A 21,916-nucleotide genomic window follows, 5' to 3' on the forward strand; every position below is an offset into this window, starting at 1 on the left:
TTCAACATATTTTTTGTATTTTACTTACTTGATTTTAAAAGCCTGCAGGTGTATAATGTATGAGTTGACTGCAAAACGAGGTGAATTATGGATAATATCTGGGTATTATTTGTTTTTTTATACAGCTTGCTTAAAGGCTCACGTGACGGAATGAAAAAAGCCGCCATCAAAAAAAGCGGAGCAAACGAAATTTTATTTTTCTATACACTCATAGGTCTGATACTGACAATTCCATTTTCGGCATCGGCATTTTCACTTAAGCCGTTTTACATATTCCTTATATTCATTAAAGCGGCAGTGGTGTGCACTGCATGGCTTTTCTCCTTTATAGCGCTGAAAAGCATGTCGGTCAGCCTTTTCGGAATAATGGATCTGTCGCGTATGGTATTCTCCACAATGCTGGGAGTTTTTGCACTGGGTGAAAGCTTCACCTGGCAGAAAGCCGTGGGGGTTATACTGGTAGTAACAGGACTTATGCTGGTAAATCTAAAAAAGGATACATCTTCAAAGGGTATGTCGTTTTCCATTCTCATGGCTGCACTTCTCAACTGCTTTTTCAATGCACTTTCGGGTACAATGGACAAGGTACTGATGCAGTACATGGAATCCGCACAGCTTCAGTTCTGGTTTATGCTTTTCATGACGGTAATTTACGGTGCAGTGCTTGTGATAAAGAGAGAACGCATTTCGGTAAAGCACATAAAAACCAATTACTGGATACCGCTTATGAGCATTTCCCTTGTTGTTGGAGACAAGCTCCTCTTCGAAGCCAATGCTTCTCCCGCCAGCGAAGTAACACTTATGACGATAATAAAGCAATCTTCGGTGATTGTCACGGTACTTACGGGCTGGCTGGCATTTAAAGAAAAGCACATTCTGTACAAGCTTATGTGTACGGCAATCGTTCTTACAGGTATTTTCATTGCCGTGTTATTATAAAAAGTGCTCCCGAAGCTTTGCTTCGGGAGCATATTTTTTACAGTAATCTTACCAGCTCGTCGCCTACCTGACTTGTTGTTGCTTTTCCACCCATATCGGGAGTGAGTACTTTGCCGTCCACCATAATCTGTTCAATGGAATCAATCAGCTTCCTGCCCCATTCTTCATGACCGAAGAAATCCAGCATCTGACTTGCAGACCATACCGAAGCAAGAGGATTTGCAATCTGTTTGCCCGCAATATCCGGTGCCGAGCCGTGGATAGGCTCAAACATAGAGGGATATTTTCTCTCCGGATTTATATTTGCTCCTGCCGCAAGTCCCATTCCGCCGGAAATTGCCGCACCAAGGTCGGTAATTATATCGCCGAACAAATTGGAGGTAACAACCACCTCAAATCGTGAAGGGTTCTTCACAAAAAACATGCTTGCCGCATCAACCAGAAGCGAATCTGTCTTTACATCAGGATATTCCTTACCTACTTCGGCAAAAATACTGTCCCAGAACACCATAGAATAGTTAAGAGCGTTTCCTTTTGAAATGCTGGTAAGCTTTTTGCCGGCTGCACGTGCCGTTTCGTAGGCATAGCGTATAATTCTTTCTGTTCCTTTACGTGAAAAAACGCCCGTCTGCAACACAACTTCATTGGGCTGACCCTTGAAAAGCCAGTTACCCTCGCCCGCATATTCGCCCTCGCTGTTTTCACGTATTACCAGCATATCAATATCACTGCACTTTACATCTTTAAGCGGACAGGGTGCACCCTTCAACAGCTTGACCGGGCGCAGGTTTACATACTGATCGAACTCATGGCGTATTGTAAGCAAAAGATCCCAGAGAGAAATATGGTCGGGAACGCCGGGATAGCCCACCGCGCCGAGATAAACAGCATCAAATTGAGAAAGTATCTTTATTCCGTCCTTCGGCATCATTCTGCCGTTTTCAAGGTAATATTTACATCCCCACGGGAAATGTGTAAATTCAAAGGAAAAACCGCCGTCCAGCTCTGATGCACGGTTAAGCACCTTTATTCCCTCGCTGAGTACCTCGGGACCGATTCCGTCACCTGCGACAACTGCTATTTTATATTTTTTCATATCTTTTACCTTGCCTTTCAGTTCTGCTTGCGAACGAATTTATACTCATCGTAAAATTTATAATACGGACAATCGTACTTTTTGCCGTATGCCATGCGCGCCATTTCGTCCTCGTCAAAGCTTACGGTACATTCGTTTTGTTCGGTATCAATATTGTAGTCGTAATATGCACAGGTTTCGCACTGTGCATTTTTGTTTTCGCCTGCCACATCCATTCCTCCATGCATTAAAAGTCATAAAACGGATAATCGTATTTTTTGAAGTCGTAATAGGAATAGTCCTTGTTCTCTTCTTTTTCTTCCTTTTTATTCTTTTCCATCTTTACTTCACGCATTTTAAGGCTGATTTCATCAAGCATATCAAGCGCCTCGGTCTTTGTGCCGTCCGCCACACGGTCAATCGGCTCGCCCTTTTCGGTCAATTCAAGCTTCATTTCGCTTTCGTCACATTCCACCAGACATGGATGGAGCTTTAATGAAAGGCTTTTATGCGTTCCGAATTCTTTGTAGTAATGCACATACATATCCGTAAATCTGAAACCGCTGACGCGCATGAAAGCATTCCATCTGCGGTGCTCCAGCCAGGCAAGTCTGTGACGCATCCATGCATCCTCCGTCACAACAAGATCGCCCTTTGCAAAGCTTTCATACTTTTGGTAATCCTTTTTGAGCGCTTCAAGATAAGTATCATAGTCCTTTTCGTCAAAAACAGAGGCGGTTGCCATACCACAGGAAAACATCTTATACGGGATATGCACCGCACGTGCCGAATTAGCCCAGAAGGTGTAATCATCCCTTGTGCGCTTCTTGTTACTCTTAGCTCGTTTTTCGGCATCCGCGGCAAAATTATACTTTTCATCCAGCGAATCCGCCTTTATGCTCAGTTCGGGACTCAATACATTTCCCGCACTGTACATCTCGCCCATCGAGCCGAAAGCATACATATATATGTCGGGATAAAACATTTTGGAAGAGGTGAAGAGCCTTGCGTTGTTGAGCGCCTTGCACATTTCAGTATCATATATTGCGTATGCTATGACCGTTTTTTTGTTGTGCGCGGATTCAAGATGATATTTTCCGATTTCACGTCGCAACGCATCCGCAACAGTAAGATTAAGCTCGTCCGAACCCAATGCCACAACGAAATAGTCGGTGTCAAGAAGAGAAATGCCGTCCTTGTTCTTTTTCTCGAGCAGCTGAGGAATGTTTTCGAATCTCACATCTGCGCCAAAAAAGCTGAAGGAGCAATAGGGATTAGAAAATTCTCCTCTTTTATTCTTGACGAGTATTGGGTCATTTTCCGTTGCGGATTTTATTATATCGCAATTTATGCGGTTGAGTCTTCCCTCAAAATCCTCCTTGGTTTCATTGGCAACAACATTTATTCTGAGCTTACTGTCCAGTACCTGTCCGCACCAGTAAGTACCGGTAAGTACCTCGGTTCCGATAGAACCTGTACCGAAAACAGTTACGTTAAGGTCGGTATTAAGCCCCGGCTTTCTTCTGTGGATAAGCGGCTGATACAGCGGCACCTTCTGCAAAAGATTGCAGGCCAGCTTGCGGTAGCACTGAGCGGGAGTAACCGACGGCATTTCGCCTTCCTCAAGCCTTGAAGAAAGCATTTCAATAAAGCTCTTTTCTGCCAGAACATACGAATCATCCTGGCTAAACATGAATATTTCGGAATTTTTGAGATAACCCACATCCTTGCCGTCAGCCATTTTAGTCAGAGTGTGAAGGTTGTTTATCTCCTGCTCATCAATAAGAAAATACTTATTTTCAATATTCTTTTTCTTTTTTACATGTAAAATGTCATCCTGCAGGCAGATAGCGCCCATTGACTTTGCGGTTTTAATAAGCTCACTGCTCTTTTCGCTTTCGTCATCATGATATGCGTCGGTAAAAATAATCAGGGGCTTGGGGCTGTCTGCGTTATTCTCGGACAGACTTGAAGCAAGTACTGCCGAGCGGGAATTAAGCTCGCTGAAATAGCAACGCATACGGCGTGAAAATTTCATAATGCACCATACTTTAAGCTTGGGGAATATATTAACCAGCACATCCAGTATTATTGCGCCCCCTGCAATGGGCGAGATAATATTGAGAACAGAGGCAAATATTCTGAAGCCTACACACATCCACTCACGTCCGAAAGCATAAAGAGAAGCCTGCTTCAAGCTCTGCATATATCCCTCGTAATCCGCATCCATACTGAAGGTCTGAAGCGATGCCACAACCGAAGAAAACAGTTCCTCCCACCAGGTAGATACCACAGCATCCCTTTCGGGCGATCGTACAACGTACAGACTTACGGCATACCTCATAAGAAATACCGCCAAAAGAAGTATTCCTGAAATTATAAATACGCTTTTTTCATTGAAGAAAGCAGTTCTGCACTCATTCTTTTTGCAGAAGTACCTGATTATCTTATATATGTACCAGCCAAGCATTGCCAGTACCATCAAAAACGCAGCCATCATAAGTGCGCCTATCAATTCATGGGGCCATACCATAAAATCTCTACTTCCTTTCGTTACAGCTTCCTGTTTTTGCTCATAAGCCATTCTATAAGCTTATCATTATAGGCGTGCTCCCAGACATTGTGTCCGACACCTTCAACACGTGAATAGGTAACATCCCCTCCGCGTGCTTTAATACTTTGTACCATATGGTCGGAATTGACAACGCTTACAACACTGTCCTCCACACCGTGAAATACCCACACCGGCATATCCAGCACTCCTGCATTCCAGGGCATTCCGCCGCCGCATACAGGCGATATAGCGGCAAACATTCGGGGGCATGCCATTGCGGTGAACCAAGTACCGTAGCCTCCCATACTCAGACCGGTAAGATAAATTCTTTGCTTATCAACCTCAAATTCCTCAGAAATCTTCTGAATGAAGCTTATTATCGACTCCACCTTTGCTGCCCAGAAAGTATCAGGAGGGCACTGAGGCATAACAAAAATACAATCATATTCGTTTTTTGCCATAAGCTTCGAAAAGCCGTGAACATCCACCTTTGATAGGTCATCACCGCCCTTGCCCCTTTCACCCGCACCGTGAAGCTGGACCACAAGGGGGAGATTGCTTTTTTCGTTTTCGGGTGAATACTTAACAAACGGGAAAGCCCATTGTGAGCCTCTGCATTCTGTTCTTTTCATAAAATCAGCCTTTCAGTATACTTTCGATTTCGGCACCTGAAAGATGATTTTGGGTTATCAGTGCATCTACCAGTGCATCCATCTTTTTCCTGTTCTTTTCTATTATTTCAACAGCAAGCTGAAGCTGTTCGGCAAGTATCTTATTTACCGATGAGCGGACCTCGCGTGACAGCTCACCGCTTCTTGCAGACTCGCTTTCTATGGTGGCAAGCCCGAATTCTTCGTCCATGCCGTAGGTACAGATTATGTGCTGTGCCATATTGGTTGCAGAATTCAAATCTCCGCTTGCTCCTGTGGAAATACCGTCCTTATTACCGTAATAAACAATTTCCGCTGCTCTTCCGCCCAGTGCAGTGCGTATACGGCTGACAAGCTCATCCTTTGTGTAGCTTCCTTTATTTTCGGTATCACCATGTTGCATATATCCGCCGTGGTCGCCACGTGCAACCACCGTAAGATATGACGGTGTTTCACCGCTTTCGTAGCATATAAAGGCGTGTCCCGCTTCATGTCTTGCGGTGCGCTCCAGCTGAGACGGATCCCACTTTTTCTTTTCACCGCTTGTAAAGGTTTCAAAGGCTTCCTCAAATGCTTCGTCGGTAACCTTAATATCACCCTCGCGGATGGCAGTTCTTAAAGACATTTCAAAAACCGATTCCAGTGCGGCAAGGCTCATGCCGGTGGAACGCACGGCTATATTTTCAATTTTTTCTTCACTGATGGTGTATATTGGGTTTTCAGATGCTTTAAGCCTCATGTAACGGATTCGTTCCTGCTTATTCGGCAAATCGATGTATACCCGTCTGTCAAAACGGCGCATAAGCGCACCGTCAAGGCTCTTGGGACTTCCCGGCTCTACGTCGAAATTGGTGGCAGCCAATACGAACACAGGCTTTGTAACATCGTTCTTGAAGCCGTCCATTTCCGTAAGAAACGCTGTGAGAATTTCCTCTGCTCCGCTGTTGTTGTCACCGCCCTTACGTTCTTTGGCAATGGCATCTATTTCATCCACAAAAACTATGGCAGGCGCGTATTTTCTTGCCGTTCTGAACAGCTCATGCACCTTTTCGGGGCCTTCGCCTACATACTTTTTCAAAAACTGGTTTCCCTCGGCAGTAATAAAAGTAGCGTCCGATTCACTCGCCATTGCTTTTGCAAGCATGGTTTTACCCGTGCCGGGCGGGCCGTAAAGCAATACACCTCTGGGAGCTCTCACACCCGTACCTATGTACTTTTTGGGGTTTCTGAGATATTCGGCAAAGTATTTCAGCTCTTTCTTGGCATCCTCGGCACCGATAACTTTATCAAAGCTTATATTGGGCTTGGACACATTACTGAGTATATTCTCGGAATCCTCAGCATCAAGCGCGATCTCCATTCTGAAATCAAAAAGTCTTATTTCAGCCGTCTTGCCTCCGTTCTTAAGGCACTGGGCGGTTTCAAACCTCACCAGTTTATTGGCCTTTGCAAGTGTCTCCATGCTGTTTTGCTGGTGAAGGGCGGCACAGATAATATCCATATCCTGCGAAAAGCTCTTTTTATTTCCCTCAAGAGTTATTACACCCCTGACGCCCTGGCGCATGAAGGAAACCTTTTCCTCGTCGTTGAACTGATGGGCGCGGGTTTCCAGCAGATACGTGGGAAGCTGATTATAATTCTCGCGTATAAAGTGCAAAAAGTCGCGTGCGGAGGAATCCACATCCTCTACATTGAGATACTCGTTAAGCGGATTTCTTATGCCGTAATTCACATCAAAAAGCGCCAATGCTATTTCGTTTTCCCGTATTACCTTTTTGGCACTGTCAAGGTCAGAAACATGTATAAAACTGCATCCGCATCTTGCGTCACTGCACAGCTGTGCAATCTCTTCCTGAGCGAAAACGATAACCTTTGGAGGCTCCATTCCTTCAAAGAGCGACAGCACCTCGTCATTGTCACTTGGCAAATCAAGAGTAATATTTATATTGTTTATCTTTTTTACAGAGCCTTTGAGTGAGTCTGATGCGGCAAGACGGAAAAGCTCGAAAAGCTCATCGTCAAAAAACGCCTCCGCACGGCTTCGTACCGTTCTGGCATCCGTAGCTCCGCCCTCTGCAAACAGCAGTGCAGTATACACCTTTTCGTCTATATCTACCTTTACACCTATCTCGTTCTCAAAGTCGCGGGCATGTCGCAATACCTCATTCTTGGCAATCATGCGCAGGCTGTGGGCTGAAATGTGATTGAACATAACCACGTTTCCCGAAGCAAAGCGGGAGCATATGGCACCCGGGAAAAACGGAACACCCGTTTCGGGATTTTTGTCATTCTGAAGTGCTTTTAGAATAACCTTACGTGTAACGCATGAGAAATCTCCGTTTTCGGAGTTTTCATAAAGCTGTTTTCCCGCATTGGTGGTAAGTATTATTATGGTATCCGAGAAGGACACCTCGTTATCGGTATAGTTGTCGCGCAGTCTGCCTGCATCCAGCATCTGCAAGAACAGATGTATAACGCACATATGAGCCTTTTCAATTTCATCAAACAGCAGTACGCATCTGGGGTTCTTCTCAACAAAGCTTGTAACATTACCGGCCTTGCCGTTTTTATATACCTTGTCCGAACCGCAGAATTCAATATTTGCTTCCTTATCGGCATACTCACTCATATCAAAACGCATGAAAGGAAGCCCCAGCTCCATTGCGGCACTTTCCGCCAGAAAAGTTTTTCCCACTCCGGGAGGACCCGCAAAAAGAAATGTAGCGCGGGGTCTGGTGCGGGTTTTGTCGGTAAGTGCGAGAAGCTCGGAGCGAAAATACCCCGAGGCAAAAACGCTTATGGCATTATCCTGTCCGAAAATTTTACCGGACAGTGCCTTTTGTATATTCTTCACCTTGTTTACAAGGTATTCCATCTTTTCCTTGGGATTGTCAGGCAGCTTTTCCTGAGGCAGCTTCACCTCGGGCTGAGGCTTTTTTGCGGGCTTCTTTTCTTCCAAAGCGACATCTTCATCGCAATCCATTTTGAATTTTTTGGCAAAATTTTCTTTTATTTTTTTCTTTTCTTCATCTGAAATCGAAGAAAGCGGTTTTTCACCTTCATTGCCGTTTTTCTTGCCCGATTCCCATTCGGTGCCGTAGCTTTTACGTATACAATTTCTTATTCTTTCGTTGGGAACGGCAAATATGACCTCGAGAAGCAGCTCGGGGGTAAGGCAGGGATGCTTTTTTTCAACCGCTTTTTCGGTTGCTTCCTTCAATTTACGCTTCATATACAATTCATCCAGGAATCCCGTAGATTTGGGGTCGGACACATACTCATTGAGTATGTCGGAAGCAACATCCATGTCTATTCCGTTTTTAATGAATATTTCCTTAAAGATTGTTATTATCGCCGTTTCTTTCGTTCCGGTACTTTCCTGCACCGTTTTTATTACCGCCAGAAGAAACCGCTCCACCGTGAGAATTCCCAAAGTATTGTTGCCTATAAACTTTGAGTAAGACAGCAACGAATCCAGCAAAGCACTGTTTTTTATTTCAGCCATTATTAAATATCCCCTTTTGAATCATTTTTTTCTATTTTATATCCCAGTGCGATTATAAGCTTCAGCGTCCCGATTGCCGTTATGCGGTCGTATTCCTTTTCTGATTCGGGAAGCTCATTATACGGCACAAGGCAGGGTGTGGTCTTTTTTATGTCGTCCCTTTTTTCGCCTAATGTCCAGCCCTCGGCAATACGCGCCTTTGCCCAGGTTTCATGAACATTTTCGGCTATTTTTTCCGTAAGCTCAATAAGCTCGCGGTCAAGACTTATATTATCTGTATTTATGGGTTTTGGTGTATACATATTTTCTCCGTTATTATAGAATTCTGAAAATGCTTCTTATGCGACAGGCAATTCAAATTTTATTTATCATCAGTAGAAAAGTCCCAGCGAATTAAGAATGAATATCCATCCGAAAAGAGTAACAAGGCAGAAGGCAGAGGTCAATACCACCGCTTGCGCCGCCAGCTTTTCGTCACCGCCCATCTGCTGTGCCATAGTGAATGATGAAACGGCAACAGGCGAGCCGAAGGTGACCAGCAGGCACACAAGAGGCTCTCCGCGAAAGCCCATAAGCACCGCCGCCGTAAGAGCTATAACGGGAACTATGATAAGCCTTGCCGAAAGAATTATAAGGTTTTCTTTTTCGTATCCCTTTATGCTTGAAAAAGTGAAGCTTGCACCCAGTGTTATTATGGCAAGAGGGGTTGCAGCCTTTGAAATATCGCTCACCGACTTTTCAATAAGCTGAGGCATTTTCAAGCCGGTTGCAAAAAACAATACACCGATAAGACAGCCTATTATAAGAGGGTTGGTAATAATTCCTTTGATGAGCTTTTTGAAATTTACATTTCCGTCGCGGAAACGTTCCAGGCAAACCACTGCAAGCACATTGAAGGTGGGCACAACTATCGCAACCATAAGCGAGGTAAGACCCGTGGTTTTATCCGAGCAGATATAGTCCGCAAGAGGCACACCGAGAATTGCAAAGTTAGAGCGGAAAAAGCCCTGAAGCATAACGCCGCGTCGGGTATTGTCCTTTGTTACTGATTTGACGAAGAAATAGCCCGCCGTAAACACGGCTATAACGCATATTTCGGTAAAAACAATGAGCTTTATGTCAAACACATCGCCCGACTCTGTTTTATAGATATTATAAAACAGCAGTACCGGCAAAAACACCTTGAATACAAGCTTATTTATGCCGTCAAAAACCTTTTGGTCGGCTACTTTAAGATTTTTAAGCACATAGCCTACCAGCATAAGTATGAATATGGGCATTATAGAGTCAAATGACAACTTGAGACTTTCCATAAATTCTCCTTAAATCCGTTAAAGTACAACAACAAACAAAAGATACATAAGAGGTATTGTTATGACCGCCAGTGTGTGAGATATCATGGTCATGGCGGCACCTGTTTTGGTATCTCCGCCGTATGCCGCAGGGTATACAATGGTGTTCATTCCCAGCGGTGTTGCAAAAGCAACAAGCGCCAGTGAAACGATTTCGTCATTTGTTCCCAAAAGCTTCAGTATTGAAACTATAACGGCAGGAATGACTATAAGTCTTGCTGCTGTAACAATATAGACTTTTTTATTGACAAACAGACTTTTGAACTCATATCCGCCGATAACAACACCTGCCAGCACCATAGCAACAGGGCCCATACAGCTTCCCGCGTTGGAAAACGCCGTAAGCAAAAATTCCGGCACAAAGCGTTTTAAATTGAGAAGTCCGAAAGCGACACCCACAACAAGCGCCAGCATTGGAGGTGCAAGAAATCCCTTCATGATGTTTTTTATAACACCTGCATTCTGTTCCTTGGGAATGAGTATGTAAAGTCCCCAACTGCTGCAAATTATACCTACTATCAGGGTAAACATGGAGTATTTGAAAAACATTTCGCTTCCCCATACACCCAGTACAATAAAGTTACCCATAAATCCGTAGTTGCCGAAGGTAAGTGCATATTTATAGATATTACGCTGATAGGCAAGCTCGGCACTTTCACGGTGGCGTCTGACAAACAATGCAGACAGCGGGTACGCCGCGGCGACAGCCACAGCCACTACAACAGCGCCGTACAGAATCAGCTTGGAGTTTTCTTTAAAGGTTTCAACGGTACAGTTAGTCATCTGATTATGCAGGCTTAGTGCAGGAACAAATATGTAGGTCTCCAGACGCGACATGGTGACATAAGCATTGGAGGGAAGTATATTACTCTTTCTGAGCACAATTCCCAGCACAATAAAAGTGAACATCAACAGCATCTGATTGAGCGTCAAACCAAAAATTTCCATTTATCTGACCTCGCAATTTTTTATTTGTGTGTTATTCTTTATATATCATGTCGTCGGTACCCAGATTTTCAAGTACCGGCAGCATCCCACGCGCCTCGGATTTTGCAGTTTCGAGGTCATGCTCAAGGTAATTTCCGCATTCAATTTTTGTATTTCCCGGAATTTCACCTTCATAATTCGCCGTGAAGCTAAAGGCGTCCTTCACCAGCTCAAGTGCATCGGCACGGCTGACTGTATCGCGGAGCAAAAGATAAAAGCCCGTTCTGCAGCCCATTGGACCGAAGTATATCACACTTTCGCCGAAACGGCTGTTTCTCACGTATGTTGCAAATATATGCTCCATGGTATGCATGGAGCCGTTGGTCAGGTAATCCCCTCCGTTGGGCTTCTTCACACGGATATCGTATGTTACAACATCGCCGTCGATGCGTGAAATATACACGCCTCTTTCAAGAATATCGTGGTTGACCTTAAAGCTTTCGATTTTTTTCATCGTTTTTTCCTTACCTTATGTAAATCTTAAAATTATCTGTTTTATAGCCATCAAAGGCTCCCTGCGCCTCCACGCGGACAGTATGCAGTCGGCCCTCCTTTTTAAAGGCACGCAACACCTCATACACTGCTACCGACGACTGTGGAACACTGTCCTTATCCCATATATCATCACAAGCATCAATTGCATCCTGAACAGCGACAGGATCACTTTGTCTGCCTGTCAGAAATTCTTCCAGACGTACATATACACGGTGCCATATATCCGGGGTAAGAGGTGCGATGCTCCGTATTGCAAGGGCGTGTGGCGAAAGCTTATAACCGCCTTCAAACACTTCTACCGTTGATGCCGGCGGAAGGGATTCGATAATTCTGAACTTCACATCCTCGGGAAATGCCAGTGCAGTGGTCGCAAGATAGGTATCTCCATCCTCGGAAATGCCTATCATCATGGGAAAATTAATGCGGGTAACAAAAATTCTGTCCGGAATCTGTTGGCGCATCACCAGCCCAACCACCTCGGACGGAATATATGAAAATGAACAGCTCATAGCCTCGTCGGTTGCCATGCCGTTATTCACAAGACAGGATATGTGCTGACACGCAAGGTCGCTCATGTGTATTGCGGTACCATCCGAAAGGTGCGGGTAATTGCTGATAACACCCTCGGTTTTAGAAGAAAATACGTATCCTTTTTTCTCCAGCTCCAGAGCTAATTCACAGCGCTTTTTATCCGTTTCCTCGTTGAGAAAAACTCCTGCGGTGCCGTTGGCAATATACGAAAGAGTTCCGTCGGAGCTTACAAAGGGATGACCCCACCGTACATCTCCGCCTGATTTTGAACGGCTGTGAAGAAAACCCATATTCCCCTCAAATTTTATGCCGTCGGTTTCGTTGAGAAAATCAGCCATGTCACCCACTACCTTTACGCTGTTGAGCTTTTTGCCGTCATGGGTGGTAATGCCCGTATAATAACCACCGCCATAGCCTTCCTGTTTTTTCATCATTTCACACAGAATGGGTGCAGCTCTTCTTTTTCCTATATATCCAGCTATATTACACATACTTATCTCTCCCAAAGTCATACTTTTACCGATACATTATACAACATATAAAGCGAAAAATCAACATTAAAACACAAAAAAACAGGCTGTTGCCTGTTTTTTGCGTCAGTATTATACATCTTTTTTCTGTATATCCGTAACAGTGGGTCTGCCAATATAGTTAAGCCCGTATTTTTCAACCATCTCATAAGCTTTCTTAAGCGATTCGCCGTCAAATGCCGCATTCACATCATGGGCATCAAAGCCGAAAACCACAGGACATTTTTCCTGACCTGCCATTTCCCAAAAGCTTCCGTACGGATAGTTGCGCCCGTCGCGTATTCCCAAAAAGTTCAATTCCAACGGAACATTATACTCGCGGGAGTTAACACATATTCTACGCATTTTTTCGTTATATACCGCTTCGTTCCCCGTAAATCTCACCATATCGGGATGTGCAATATATGTGAATACGCCGCTTTTAATACCTGAAACAATACAATTTACATACTCTTCGAGCACCCCTTCATCTTCGGTTCTCTTGTTGCAATGAATTCCGTCGGGAAGCTCCTCGTGCATGTAATGCTCGCCCAGAATCAGATATTCCGCTCCGCTTTTTTTGACAAAATTGAACATATCATTGAACTTTTCAGGGTAATATTCCATTTCAAAGCCGATTTTGATGTCAATCTTGTCCTTATATTTTTCACGAAGACCGGTGAGCATGGAAAAATATTCCCCTACCCTTGCCGTCGGTACTCTGTAACCTGCTTCCTTTCCGCATGAGCATATAAATGGTGCATGATCTGAAAATCCCATGTGCGTTATTCCGCAATCAATTGCTCTGAGTATATACTCCTCGGGCGTTCCGGTAGCATGGGAGCACATAAAGGTATGTGTGTGGTAGTTGTATGTCATGATATTGCCTTTCCTGATTTACACTCTGAAAAATTCCTCGCCCAGTTTTTCAAGTATTGCCTTTGCAAGGTTTATACCGGCAACCTGGGCACCCGCTCCGTCGGGATGAACGCCGTCGATAAAGGTAATATTCCAGTCCTTGGTTTCCACAACGGTTATATTCTCATATTCCTCGGTTACAAAGCGGATAAGACCTGCCTTCTGCTGACCGAAGGGAATTGCATAGAAAATGGGAGTGGAGGGATACTTCTCAACCATGACATCCAGCGCCTTTTTAAGTTCGTTTTTAAACTGGTTATCTGCGAACCGTGAGTCGTTTGTACCGTGGTTAATAACGATAACATCGGGAACAAAACCCTCGATCTCGCTTACGTTTTCGCTGATATTGGTAATGGCGTTGATAAAGGTGTTAAAGGAGCCGACGGAAATAATACCCGTAGCGCCATAGCCCACACTGTGAGTAACCGCGCCCAGCATTTTTGAGCAATAATAAGGATATGCATGAGTAGCGCTGTTTCCGTCGCTGTCTGCAAGCATATTGAGGGCACGTATGCCTTCGGTTATGCTGTCGCCGTAGTACGCAATAACCTTGTTCTGAGGAATTATTCCGTAAACCTTACCGTCATTTACCGTAATATCCTTAAGTGCAAAACCCTTTTCCTCAACCCATTTGCCTTCGCCCTCGGTCATACCGTCCGCCCATATACAAACCGTATGTTTGCCGTTGTCGGGGAGCTGAACCGTGGGAATTGTTATATGCTGACGTATGGGCTGTGCACCGTCTATTGAATAAGCAAAGAACGGTGTTTTGCCTGTGGTTATGACGGTAAAATTCACATCAAAGCTGTTTGCGCCGTCCGTCATAAAGTGGAAGGTGCTTCCGTCTGACAGAGTGACATTGTGCTTTACACCGTCAATATCCTTTTCAAACCAACGGCCTACAAAGCCGGGGGTACTTTTGCCAAGCAACTTATATGAGGGATAAGCAATACCCTCCAGCCAAATCTGGTATTCCGCCATTTTCACATCCTCCTCGTCCGAACCTTCGACGCTGAAAATATAAGCTTCTCTCATCTTATCCGACCACAGCACCTTGCCATCAAACGCTTCCGCAACAAAGCGTGCAGGCGCAAGAGTTCTTCCGCCCAAAAGAAGCGGTGCCACATCCATAGCGTATTCGGTGCCGTTAATGTACATAATGTTGCTTCCGATAGTGGCAACAACCGTTTTATCGCCCTTGGTTGCAGTAACGGTTCTGGTAGGATCATCCCATTCAACAACTGCACCCATCTTTTCAAAAACAGCACGTAACGGAACCATAGTTCTTCCGCCTATTATCTGCGGTTTCACGTCAAATTCTACTATTTCACCGTCCAAAAGCACTGTCACTGTCTCATTTTCGTAAGCCAAAGCAGTAAAAATACATACTGTCAGAAGTAACATACAAACAAGAAACTTTTTCATATAAAACACCTCTTCAAATTCTTTTTACATACTCAGAAATATTTCCCACAGTGCCAGCACAAGTCCCACAACAGTCAGTATAAATACAAGGACGTTGTTGAACTCGGAATGGGCAAGCTCCAGGTCGCTTTCCAGCATTTCCAGAAGGTCCTTTACCTGCTCGACAATGGGGGCAATATGCTGGCTTTCCAGAAGCATTGCGCTGAGCTGACCGATTTCGGAAATTTCAGCCCTTTCCACCTTTTCCAGCACCATTATTATCTTTCTTCTCAAATCGCGGGTCTTGCCCATACGCAGAAAGAAAAATATTTTTTTCTTTTTGTAAAACTTGCTCTGATAGCTCAGAACATTATTCACCAACGCCTTGAGCGTCATGGCGAATTCCACCGAAAACAGTATTCCGTGATTTACTGTTAACGGGCACTCTCCCATAAGAAAATACGGGTTTACGGCACCGTAGGCATTAACTCCGTATTCTTTCTGATGCTCTATATACTCATTGTGCCGTTTTGTGCCTATGAGGTTTATAAACAGAAAAGACTGACCGAAGGCGTAAATTCTCATGAAATCGCGGCTGCTCCAGCTAAGCTTCAATCGGTCACTTGCCAGATTGTCCGAAACAAATTCATATCCCTCATCTCCCGTTATAAATCCGTACAAACGCTTTTTTTCTGCTTCTTCAAGTGACTGTGCCGTCTGGTAATTACCGATTTTTGTTATTTCGCAAAGAGTGCTGTACTCAGAACGCTCGGCAGTAATTCCCAGAGCGGAGCAGATATCTTCCGCAAGCTGATAACAGGACATTTTTCCAAATCCGAAATCATACTGCTTTATTCCTCCGCTCTGGCGGAGCTTTATTATATTGTCGGTATCGGTATTCTTGAGGGAATAGTGAAAGGAAAGAGCTACTATATTAAGCTCCGGAAAATAAGCAATCATGGTTATCCAGTCGCTTATGCCCTCTTCCTTCATATTTTTGGGCTTATGCTCCGTCAGAAACACACGACAGACATCATAAGTCTGCATTCCGCCGTGCAGAAAATTCTCTGCAACGCTGAGGTCCTTGAGATACTGCTCGGTCTTGTTTGACTTAGAGTCATAAACATATGCATCACAGTATTTTTCCTTCACCTTTTTTACAAATCCGACAGTGTTTTTCCACTTGTTGGATTCATAGTACAAAGAATGCGTAAGGTTTAAATCTATACTAAGATCCTTCATTTTTCACTTCCTTTCAGCTATGCTTTGCTGATTACATCTATTTTGAACTCATAGCTGTCGTCCATTATATCATCTTCGGTGAAAGAGGTGAAAAGTATTTCCTTTGCCCCTGTTCTTTCGCGGTCATAGGTAAGATAAATCCTTCCGTCGTGAAAGTCGATATCGGGATAGGAAATATCCGGTCTTGGGTCTATCAGCTTTTTGTACTTCCATGTTTCGCCGTCATCTTCCGAAAGATACGCCGTCATTTTACAGCGTGTTTTGCTGTCATCGTTAAGTACAAGCAACACTCTTCCGCTTGGTGTGCGTGACACATAGAACCTGCTGTTTGCCGCCACAATTCCGCTGTTTTCAGCCTTTTCCCAGGTGTTTCCGTCATCGTGGGAAACGCTTTGTGCAAGGTATCCCACATCTGTTCTTGCGAACATACGTATTGTGCCGTCTTCTTTCTGATACGCCATAGCCTCATCAAAAGGGGTGCTGACTTTTTCAGCGCCGTAAAGATGTGTGTAGCTCTTGCCGTTGTTGTCCGAAATACTGTAACCGTATCGTTCGCTCATCTGGTCATAATTGAAATTTATCCATCTGCCGCTTTTTGTAACAAGCGGCTTGCAACGTAAAAAACCTATATCAAGATATCTCGGCTGTGAAAAGCTCAGCACCTCTGCATCCGGTTCATCACATACACTCACCCACTCCGCATGCAGAAAATCAGGGAACTGATATCCGTCCACACAGACCCACGGCTGATTGGGCTTTAAGTTCTCGGGCTTGGGGTCTGTTTCGTAAGCGGTATTGTTCTGCACCCAGAACACATAAAGCTTGCCCTCGGGAGATGTCCAAAGCTGAATGTCCAGCGCGTGAATGAATTTTTCTTTATTACCGGGTATAACCAGTACGGGATGTGACCAGGTCTTGCCTTTATCATCGCTGTAAATGAGCAGGTTATAGTTATCCATGTGCGGCTCGCGCGTTCCACCGGAATACCAGCCTGCAAATATTCTTCCGCCTTTTGTTACGGCAAGAGTGGGACAGCCCTGAAAATGACGTATTTTTTCTGAATACTTTTCGTCCGTGGGATACATGAGCAGTTCACATTGGATTTTTGATGCGTTATTATTCATTTCGAAGTCCCTCGTGACTTACAGCTTTAAAGACATTTTACCGTATACTGACCGGAAGCCACCTTTTTGCACGCTGTGCCGTCCTCGAACGCAAAGCCATTTTCCAGATATGCAGTGGCTTTCACACCATCGGGTATTTCCAGCGTAAGAGTTATCTTTCCGTTTTCCTTCTTCCAGCCCGAAACAATCTTGCCCATAGGTGCTTCATAATAGCCCTCGGCATTGTCAAGAGCGGTGGCAAAGCAAGGTCTTATATCCACCTCGGAAATATCGTTGAGATTGGGGTTGAATTGTATACCTGCAAGGCATTTTATAAACCATGCGCTGATATCGCCCCAGAAATGGTGGTTCATGGAGTCTACTCTGTCGGTCAGGAATCTTTCCCAAAGCGTGGTAGCACCCTGCGCAATCCAGTTACCGTAGGAGGGGAAGTCGGGTCTTATTATCATTTTCAGTGCAAGGTCGGTGTAACCGAAACGGGAAAGCACGTGGAAAATAACCCTTGCGCCCAAAACACCTATATCTATATGTTCATCCGCCTCATGAACAAAATCAATAAGGCGCTCAACGGCTTTTTCGGTTTCCTCGGGAGTGAATACACCATAATAAATGCACATCGCCTGGCTGCTCTGACAGCTTCCCTTGACGGTCATTGTTTCAAAATCGATAAGGTTTTTGCGTATAGCCGCCTTATAATTGCCCGCAACAGTCAAAGCAAAATCACGCTGAGGCACCATGCCTACGGCATCAAACATAACCGCCATCTTATTGGCTATATCCATGGAAATAACGGTATCGGTAACTACCAGAGGAGCCTTGGGAGGACGGATATCGTTGATATGACACCAGTCGCCAAGACCTATGTGTATAGTTCCGTCCGCGTCATTGCGTGTTGTGAGATAGTGCAGATATTTCATGAACGCATGGGCACAGTCTTTTATTGTATCGGTATCACCACGGTAAATGTACATGTAGTAAGGCAGATATGCCAGCACGCAGTCCCATGCAGGTCCGTTGCCCCAGTGGAAGCCCCATCCGGTGGTGGGAATAATTCCCGGAAGAGCACCAAGTTCGTTCTGAGCCTTGCAAATATTTTTTAACCATTCTTTGTAGCTTTTTTCGGGAGCAAAGTTCAGCATAACGTGCTCGCAGGACAGTGCCGCATCAGCAGTCCAGCCGTTTTTCTCACGCTGAGGGCAGTCCGTGGGAAAATAATGGAAGTTTGAGATATCGCTTCTGCGGGTTATTTCCTGAAGTGTGTTAACGGTTTTATCGGAACAGGTAAACCCTCCGCGGGATTTAATATTTGAATGTATTACAAGATATGTAAGAAGCTCCTTGGTAGCCTGCCCGGGAGTTATTCCGGTAACCTTTACATAGCGGAAGCCGTGGTAAACAAATGTTGGGGTGTAGGTCTCATTTCCCGAGCCGTTGCACACATAAATATCTTTATGAACTATGTCCTTATCGAAATCCCATTTCTGGTTGAACCACAGATTCTTCAAAAGCGGCTCGCCGTTTTTATCAAGGCCCTCAAAGTGTACCATTTCCACCTTCTGACCTTTTTCGCCCTTTATATTGAGGCGGCAGATACCGGCATTCACAATGCCGAAGTCATAGATATATCCATCCTCCGCTTTTATGATTTCAACGGGCTTTATTTCGGTTTCCTTAACAATGGGTTCAACCGTACACAGACGAAGCTCACCTCTCGGAGGGAGTGTTTCTATTGCATTATTCCATGCACTGTCATCAAAGTTCTTTTCGTTCCAGCCCGAAATTTCACAGTTTGCATCATAGTATTCACCAAAGCGGTAATCATCAGAAAGTATTGGAGACGGAAATGTTTTAAATGTACTGTCGGTTTCCACCACAATCTCGTTGCCGTCAGCCGATTTATAGCTGAGTGTCATGGCGACAAGAGGGGCACTTCGGAAAGGTGCCTTATCAAAATCCCATATATGTCCGCCGGGGTTATTCTGGAAACCGTTGCCCAGAAGAAGCCCGATTACGTTTTCCCCTTTATCAACGGGAATTTCGTACTCATCGCAATAAATGTAGTCATCGGTGTTGGATATATATGGTGCAAGATAGCCCTTGGTGTATCTCTTTCCGTTGAAATACAATTCGTAAAATCCGCATGCCGCTATAACTATCTTAGCCGTTGAATCAGTATCCGAAACAAAGCTTTTTCTCAGATACGGTGCGGGAACATTTTTTTCAAAGGTATTAAACTCATTGGTTGCTTTAATAAACTTATTGATGTTCATAAAATCACCTCATGTTAATGTATTTATTTTAATTGTTATTCAATTGATGAACACTGGTCGGATTTTATAAATTTCTTCCAGAAGAAATACGATATAAAAGCAAGAAGCACCGATACCGCCGCAAATGCCATCCACACCGCAACAACAGGTACCCAGTTATTGTCAAACGCATCAGCCACTCTGGGAGAAACGTAGTTTGCAACAACTATTCCCAGAGAGGTCGTGGCATTAAGCAGTCCCGAAACCGTTGCCGATTTCCCCATTTTTGAAAACCGCATTGTCATATGGGAAAAAGGTATGGTAGCGGATGCGGAGGAAATCATTACCACAAGCGAAACCATCAGAAGCATAAGCCATACATTTATTTTGCCAACAAAAAGCATTACGCCGAATATAGGCAAAAGAGACATAAGGCAAATCATAATGGTCATACATTCGTTGTATACTTTTTTTCGGTATATGCACTTTATAAGAAGCTTGCCGACAACACCCAAAACTATCGGAATAACCGTAATTACACTTGCAACAGCGGAAGAAACACCGTCATAGCTTTCGGCAAGCATACTGGGCGTCACGGACGGTACACCGAGAAAGAACACCGACTGCAATACAGTAAGCGGAAGGAGAAAGCACATACCGCTGGTTATCATAACCTTTGCAAAACCCGCATCTTTTTTATTCCTCTCGGTTTTTTGCTCTGTCACGTTTGGGGCGGTATGATCAATATTTTCGTTTTTCACCATTTTAATATCAAAGAATTTTCCGGCAACTATCCAGTAAACCGAGCATACTGCCAGAACGATTGCCGAAACCGTGAAATTCATTTTCCAGCCCGAAACCGAACCTGCGAGCAAATAGCTCATTATAAGTCCCAAAGTGGACGAAAAGTTTATGTAAAACACACCGTTGTATCTGTGCTCGGGCGCAAGGCAAGAAGCAACTATTTTGAAAACACCCGGCCATACGCCGAACTGCACAATACCGTTGAGCGCCCACACGGCCATCATGAAATAATAATTGCTGTTTAAGGTTATAAGTACGTTTGCAACCGCAGCACCTATAAAACCTATGGTAATAAGCTTATATGGCGAGTATTTATCTGCCGCCATACCTCCCAATATCTGAAAGGGTGCATATATCAGATAAAACATGGCTGAAATGGTGCCCGTCTGGCTTTTGGTGAGAACTCCCTCCTCCACCAGTCGTACCATTGCGGCACTGTAACAATTTTTGGTCATGTAAATTATGGCATATAAAATTGCAAGACTGAGAAACAACGCAAGACTTAATTTTTGATTTTTTAAATACTTGTTTTTCATAATGTTTAAACCAACCTGATTAAAGCTGTGATTTGATTTTATCGTAGAGATTGTTAAAATAGTGCTCAAAACCGCTGTCATTGGGGTGAAGCCGCAAATCAGCGTAATACTTTGAATCGTGAGGCACAAAATCAATGCCGTCAACAAATACCGTATTATCCATACTTTCCGCCAATTCTTTTATATATCTGCTGACGCTTTCAAAGGGACCGAGGTCTCTTTTTTCATGCATATCGCTGCGCCATATGGGTGATATTGCAAATATCTTTGCAGTGGGGTGGCTTTTTCTGAGATTCGTGTAAAAGCCCTTGCACTTGCTCTTGAAGGTCTGTTCGTCATAAACGCTCCAGTCGTTTGTTCCATATGCTACGGTTATGTAATCCGGCTCAAAACTGTCTTTAAGCTGTGCCAGCTCGGGTGAAAACCTCTCTGCACCGATAGCCTTGTTGAATTCCTCCGCATTCATCGCTTCCGCAAGCATTGCAATATAGCGGTTTGACGGGCGCAGAGCATCGTAGCCGTGGGTTATGGAATCGCCGTATGCAATCAGCTTCTTCGGGGGCTTCAATGCCTTGATAAAAGCGTTATCATCAACCGTAAGTTTTTCTATTGCCGTGCTTACCGACCAGGGCAGATGTATACATACCGTTTTTGTTCCGCCGCCAAGCTTAAATTCCTTTTCAAAACCGCCCAATCCGGCATTTATGCCCGCGTAGTTATCCGGAATTTCCATATGTGAAAAATTATCAATACAGCCGACGGTTTTTTTATCGGCAAATACATCAATCGAAAAATACTTACGCGAAGATCCCTGCGCCGTAATCCCCTTCACAAGCAGGCTTTCGCTGTTTGTTTCAAACAAGAATTTTATTCCCGCCGAAGAAAGACTCTTCATATAAAAATCAGGATTTGTTGTCTTGTAAAATTGCTCCTGATCCTTTGTGAATCTGTAAAAATGTATCAATCCGTCCCGCAATTCAACACGAACTGCGCCTGTTGTGATTTCCTTTATTTTTTCAAAACTGAGTTCCATACATTAACC

The 21,916-nt window shown here is 44.3% G+C and carries 18 protein-coding genes; 1 reads left to right on the forward strand and 17 read right to left on the reverse strand.

The features are described from left to right. The first annotated feature begins 87 nt into the window (after positions 1-87). On the forward strand, positions 88-939 hold the full coding sequence (locus tag E7588_03225; GenBank protein MBE6688273.1) for a hypothetical protein: 852 nt from the start codon (positions 88-90) through the stop codon (positions 937-939). Positions 940-976: 37 nt separating this feature from the next. On the opposite strand, the gene E7588_03230 is transcribed toward E7588_03225, so the two are convergent. From E7588_03230 to E7588_03310, 17 genes are all read right to left on the reverse strand, one after another. Beyond that, positions 977-2,035 carry a tartrate dehydrogenase gene (locus E7588_03230; protein MBE6688274.1) on the reverse strand — a complete coding sequence of 353 codons (1,059 nt, stop codon included), beginning with the start codon at positions 2,033-2,035 and terminating at the stop codon, positions 977-979. Positions 2,036-2,052: 17 nt separating this feature from the next. Further along, the gene (locus E7588_03235; protein MBE6688275.1) at positions 2,053-2,250 is read right to left on the reverse strand and encodes a hypothetical protein; all 198 of its coding nucleotides are present in this window, start codon (positions 2,248-2,250) and stop codon (positions 2,053-2,055) included. A gap of 11 nt (positions 2,251-2,261) precedes the next feature. Continuing rightward, a complete protein-coding gene (locus tag E7588_03240) occupies positions 2,262-4,547 on the reverse strand; it encodes a hypothetical protein (GenBank protein ID MBE6688276.1) in 2,286 nt (761 codons plus the stop codon). A 20-nt stretch (positions 4,548-4,567) separates the two neighbouring features. Next, positions 4,568-5,200, reverse strand: coding sequence for a phospholipase (locus tag E7588_03245; protein ID MBE6688277.1), 633 nt, complete (start codon positions 5,198-5,200; stop codon positions 4,568-4,570). Positions 5,201-5,204: 4 nt separating this feature from the next. Further along, positions 5,205-8,723, reverse strand: a complete 3,519-nt coding sequence (locus E7588_03250) for an AAA family ATPase (protein MBE6688278.1) — start codon at positions 8,721-8,723, stop codon at positions 5,205-5,207. Positions 8,724-8,725: 2 nt separating this feature from the next. Then, on the reverse strand, positions 8,726-9,025 hold the full coding sequence (locus E7588_03255; GenBank protein MBE6688279.1) for a Ryanodine receptor Ryr: 300 nt from the start codon (positions 9,023-9,025) through the stop codon (positions 8,726-8,728). A 69-nt stretch (positions 9,026-9,094) separates the two neighbouring features. Next, positions 9,095-10,036, reverse strand: a complete 942-nt coding sequence (locus tag E7588_03260; GenBank protein MBE6688280.1) for an AEC family transporter — start codon at positions 10,034-10,036, stop codon at positions 9,095-9,097. 18 nt (positions 10,037-10,054) lie between these two features. Next, the gene (locus tag E7588_03265; protein ID MBE6688281.1) at positions 10,055-11,023 is read right to left on the reverse strand and encodes a hypothetical protein; all 969 of its coding nucleotides are present in this window, start codon (positions 11,021-11,023) and stop codon (positions 10,055-10,057) included. A 31-nt stretch (positions 11,024-11,054) separates the two neighbouring features. After that, positions 11,055-11,516: an S-ribosylhomocysteine lyase gene (locus tag E7588_03270; protein ID MBE6688282.1), complete on the reverse strand. Its 462-nt coding sequence runs from the start codon at positions 11,514-11,516 to the stop codon at positions 11,055-11,057. Positions 11,517-11,526: 10 nt separating this feature from the next. Beyond that, complete coding sequence (locus tag E7588_03275) at positions 11,527-12,579, reverse strand: hypothetical protein (GenBank protein ID MBE6688283.1); 1,053 nt, start codon at positions 12,577-12,579, stop codon at positions 11,527-11,529. Between the two features lie 111 nt (positions 12,580-12,690). After that, a complete protein-coding gene (locus tag E7588_03280) occupies positions 12,691-13,476 on the reverse strand; it encodes a PHP domain-containing protein (GenBank protein MBE6688284.1) in 786 nt (261 codons plus the stop codon). Between the two features lie 18 nt (positions 13,477-13,494). Further along, complete coding sequence (locus E7588_03285) at positions 13,495-14,940, reverse strand: hypothetical protein (protein ID MBE6688285.1); 1,446 nt, start codon at positions 14,938-14,940, stop codon at positions 13,495-13,497. Positions 14,941-14,964: 24 nt separating this feature from the next. Next, the gene (locus tag E7588_03290) at positions 14,965-16,161 is read right to left on the reverse strand and encodes a hypothetical protein (protein ID MBE6688286.1); all 1,197 of its coding nucleotides are present in this window, start codon (positions 16,159-16,161) and stop codon (positions 14,965-14,967) included. A 17-nt stretch (positions 16,162-16,178) separates the two neighbouring features. Next, entirely contained in the window at positions 16,179-17,285 is a 1,107-nt protein-coding gene (locus E7588_03295) for an exo-alpha-sialidase (GenBank protein ID MBE6688287.1), read from the reverse strand. A 26-nt stretch (positions 17,286-17,311) separates the two neighbouring features. After that, positions 17,312-19,555, reverse strand: coding sequence for a hypothetical protein (locus E7588_03300; GenBank protein ID MBE6688288.1), 2,244 nt, complete (start codon positions 19,553-19,555; stop codon positions 17,312-17,314). A gap of 35 nt (positions 19,556-19,590) precedes the next feature. After that, positions 19,591-20,955 (reverse strand): MFS transporter, encoded by a 1,365-nt coding sequence (locus tag E7588_03305; protein MBE6688289.1) that lies wholly within the window; start codon positions 20,953-20,955, stop codon positions 19,591-19,593. Continuing rightward, entirely contained in the window at positions 20,894-21,907 is a 1,014-nt protein-coding gene (locus E7588_03310) for a hypothetical protein (GenBank protein ID MBE6688290.1), read from the reverse strand. Before E7588_03310 ends, E7588_03305 begins: the two co-directional genes overlap by 62 nt. Positions 21,908-21,916 lie beyond the last annotated feature (9 nt).

It is taken from the genome of Oscillospiraceae bacterium (genome assembly GCA_015065085.1).
Classification (GTDB): Bacteria; Bacillota; Clostridia; order Oscillospirales; family SIG627; genus SIG627.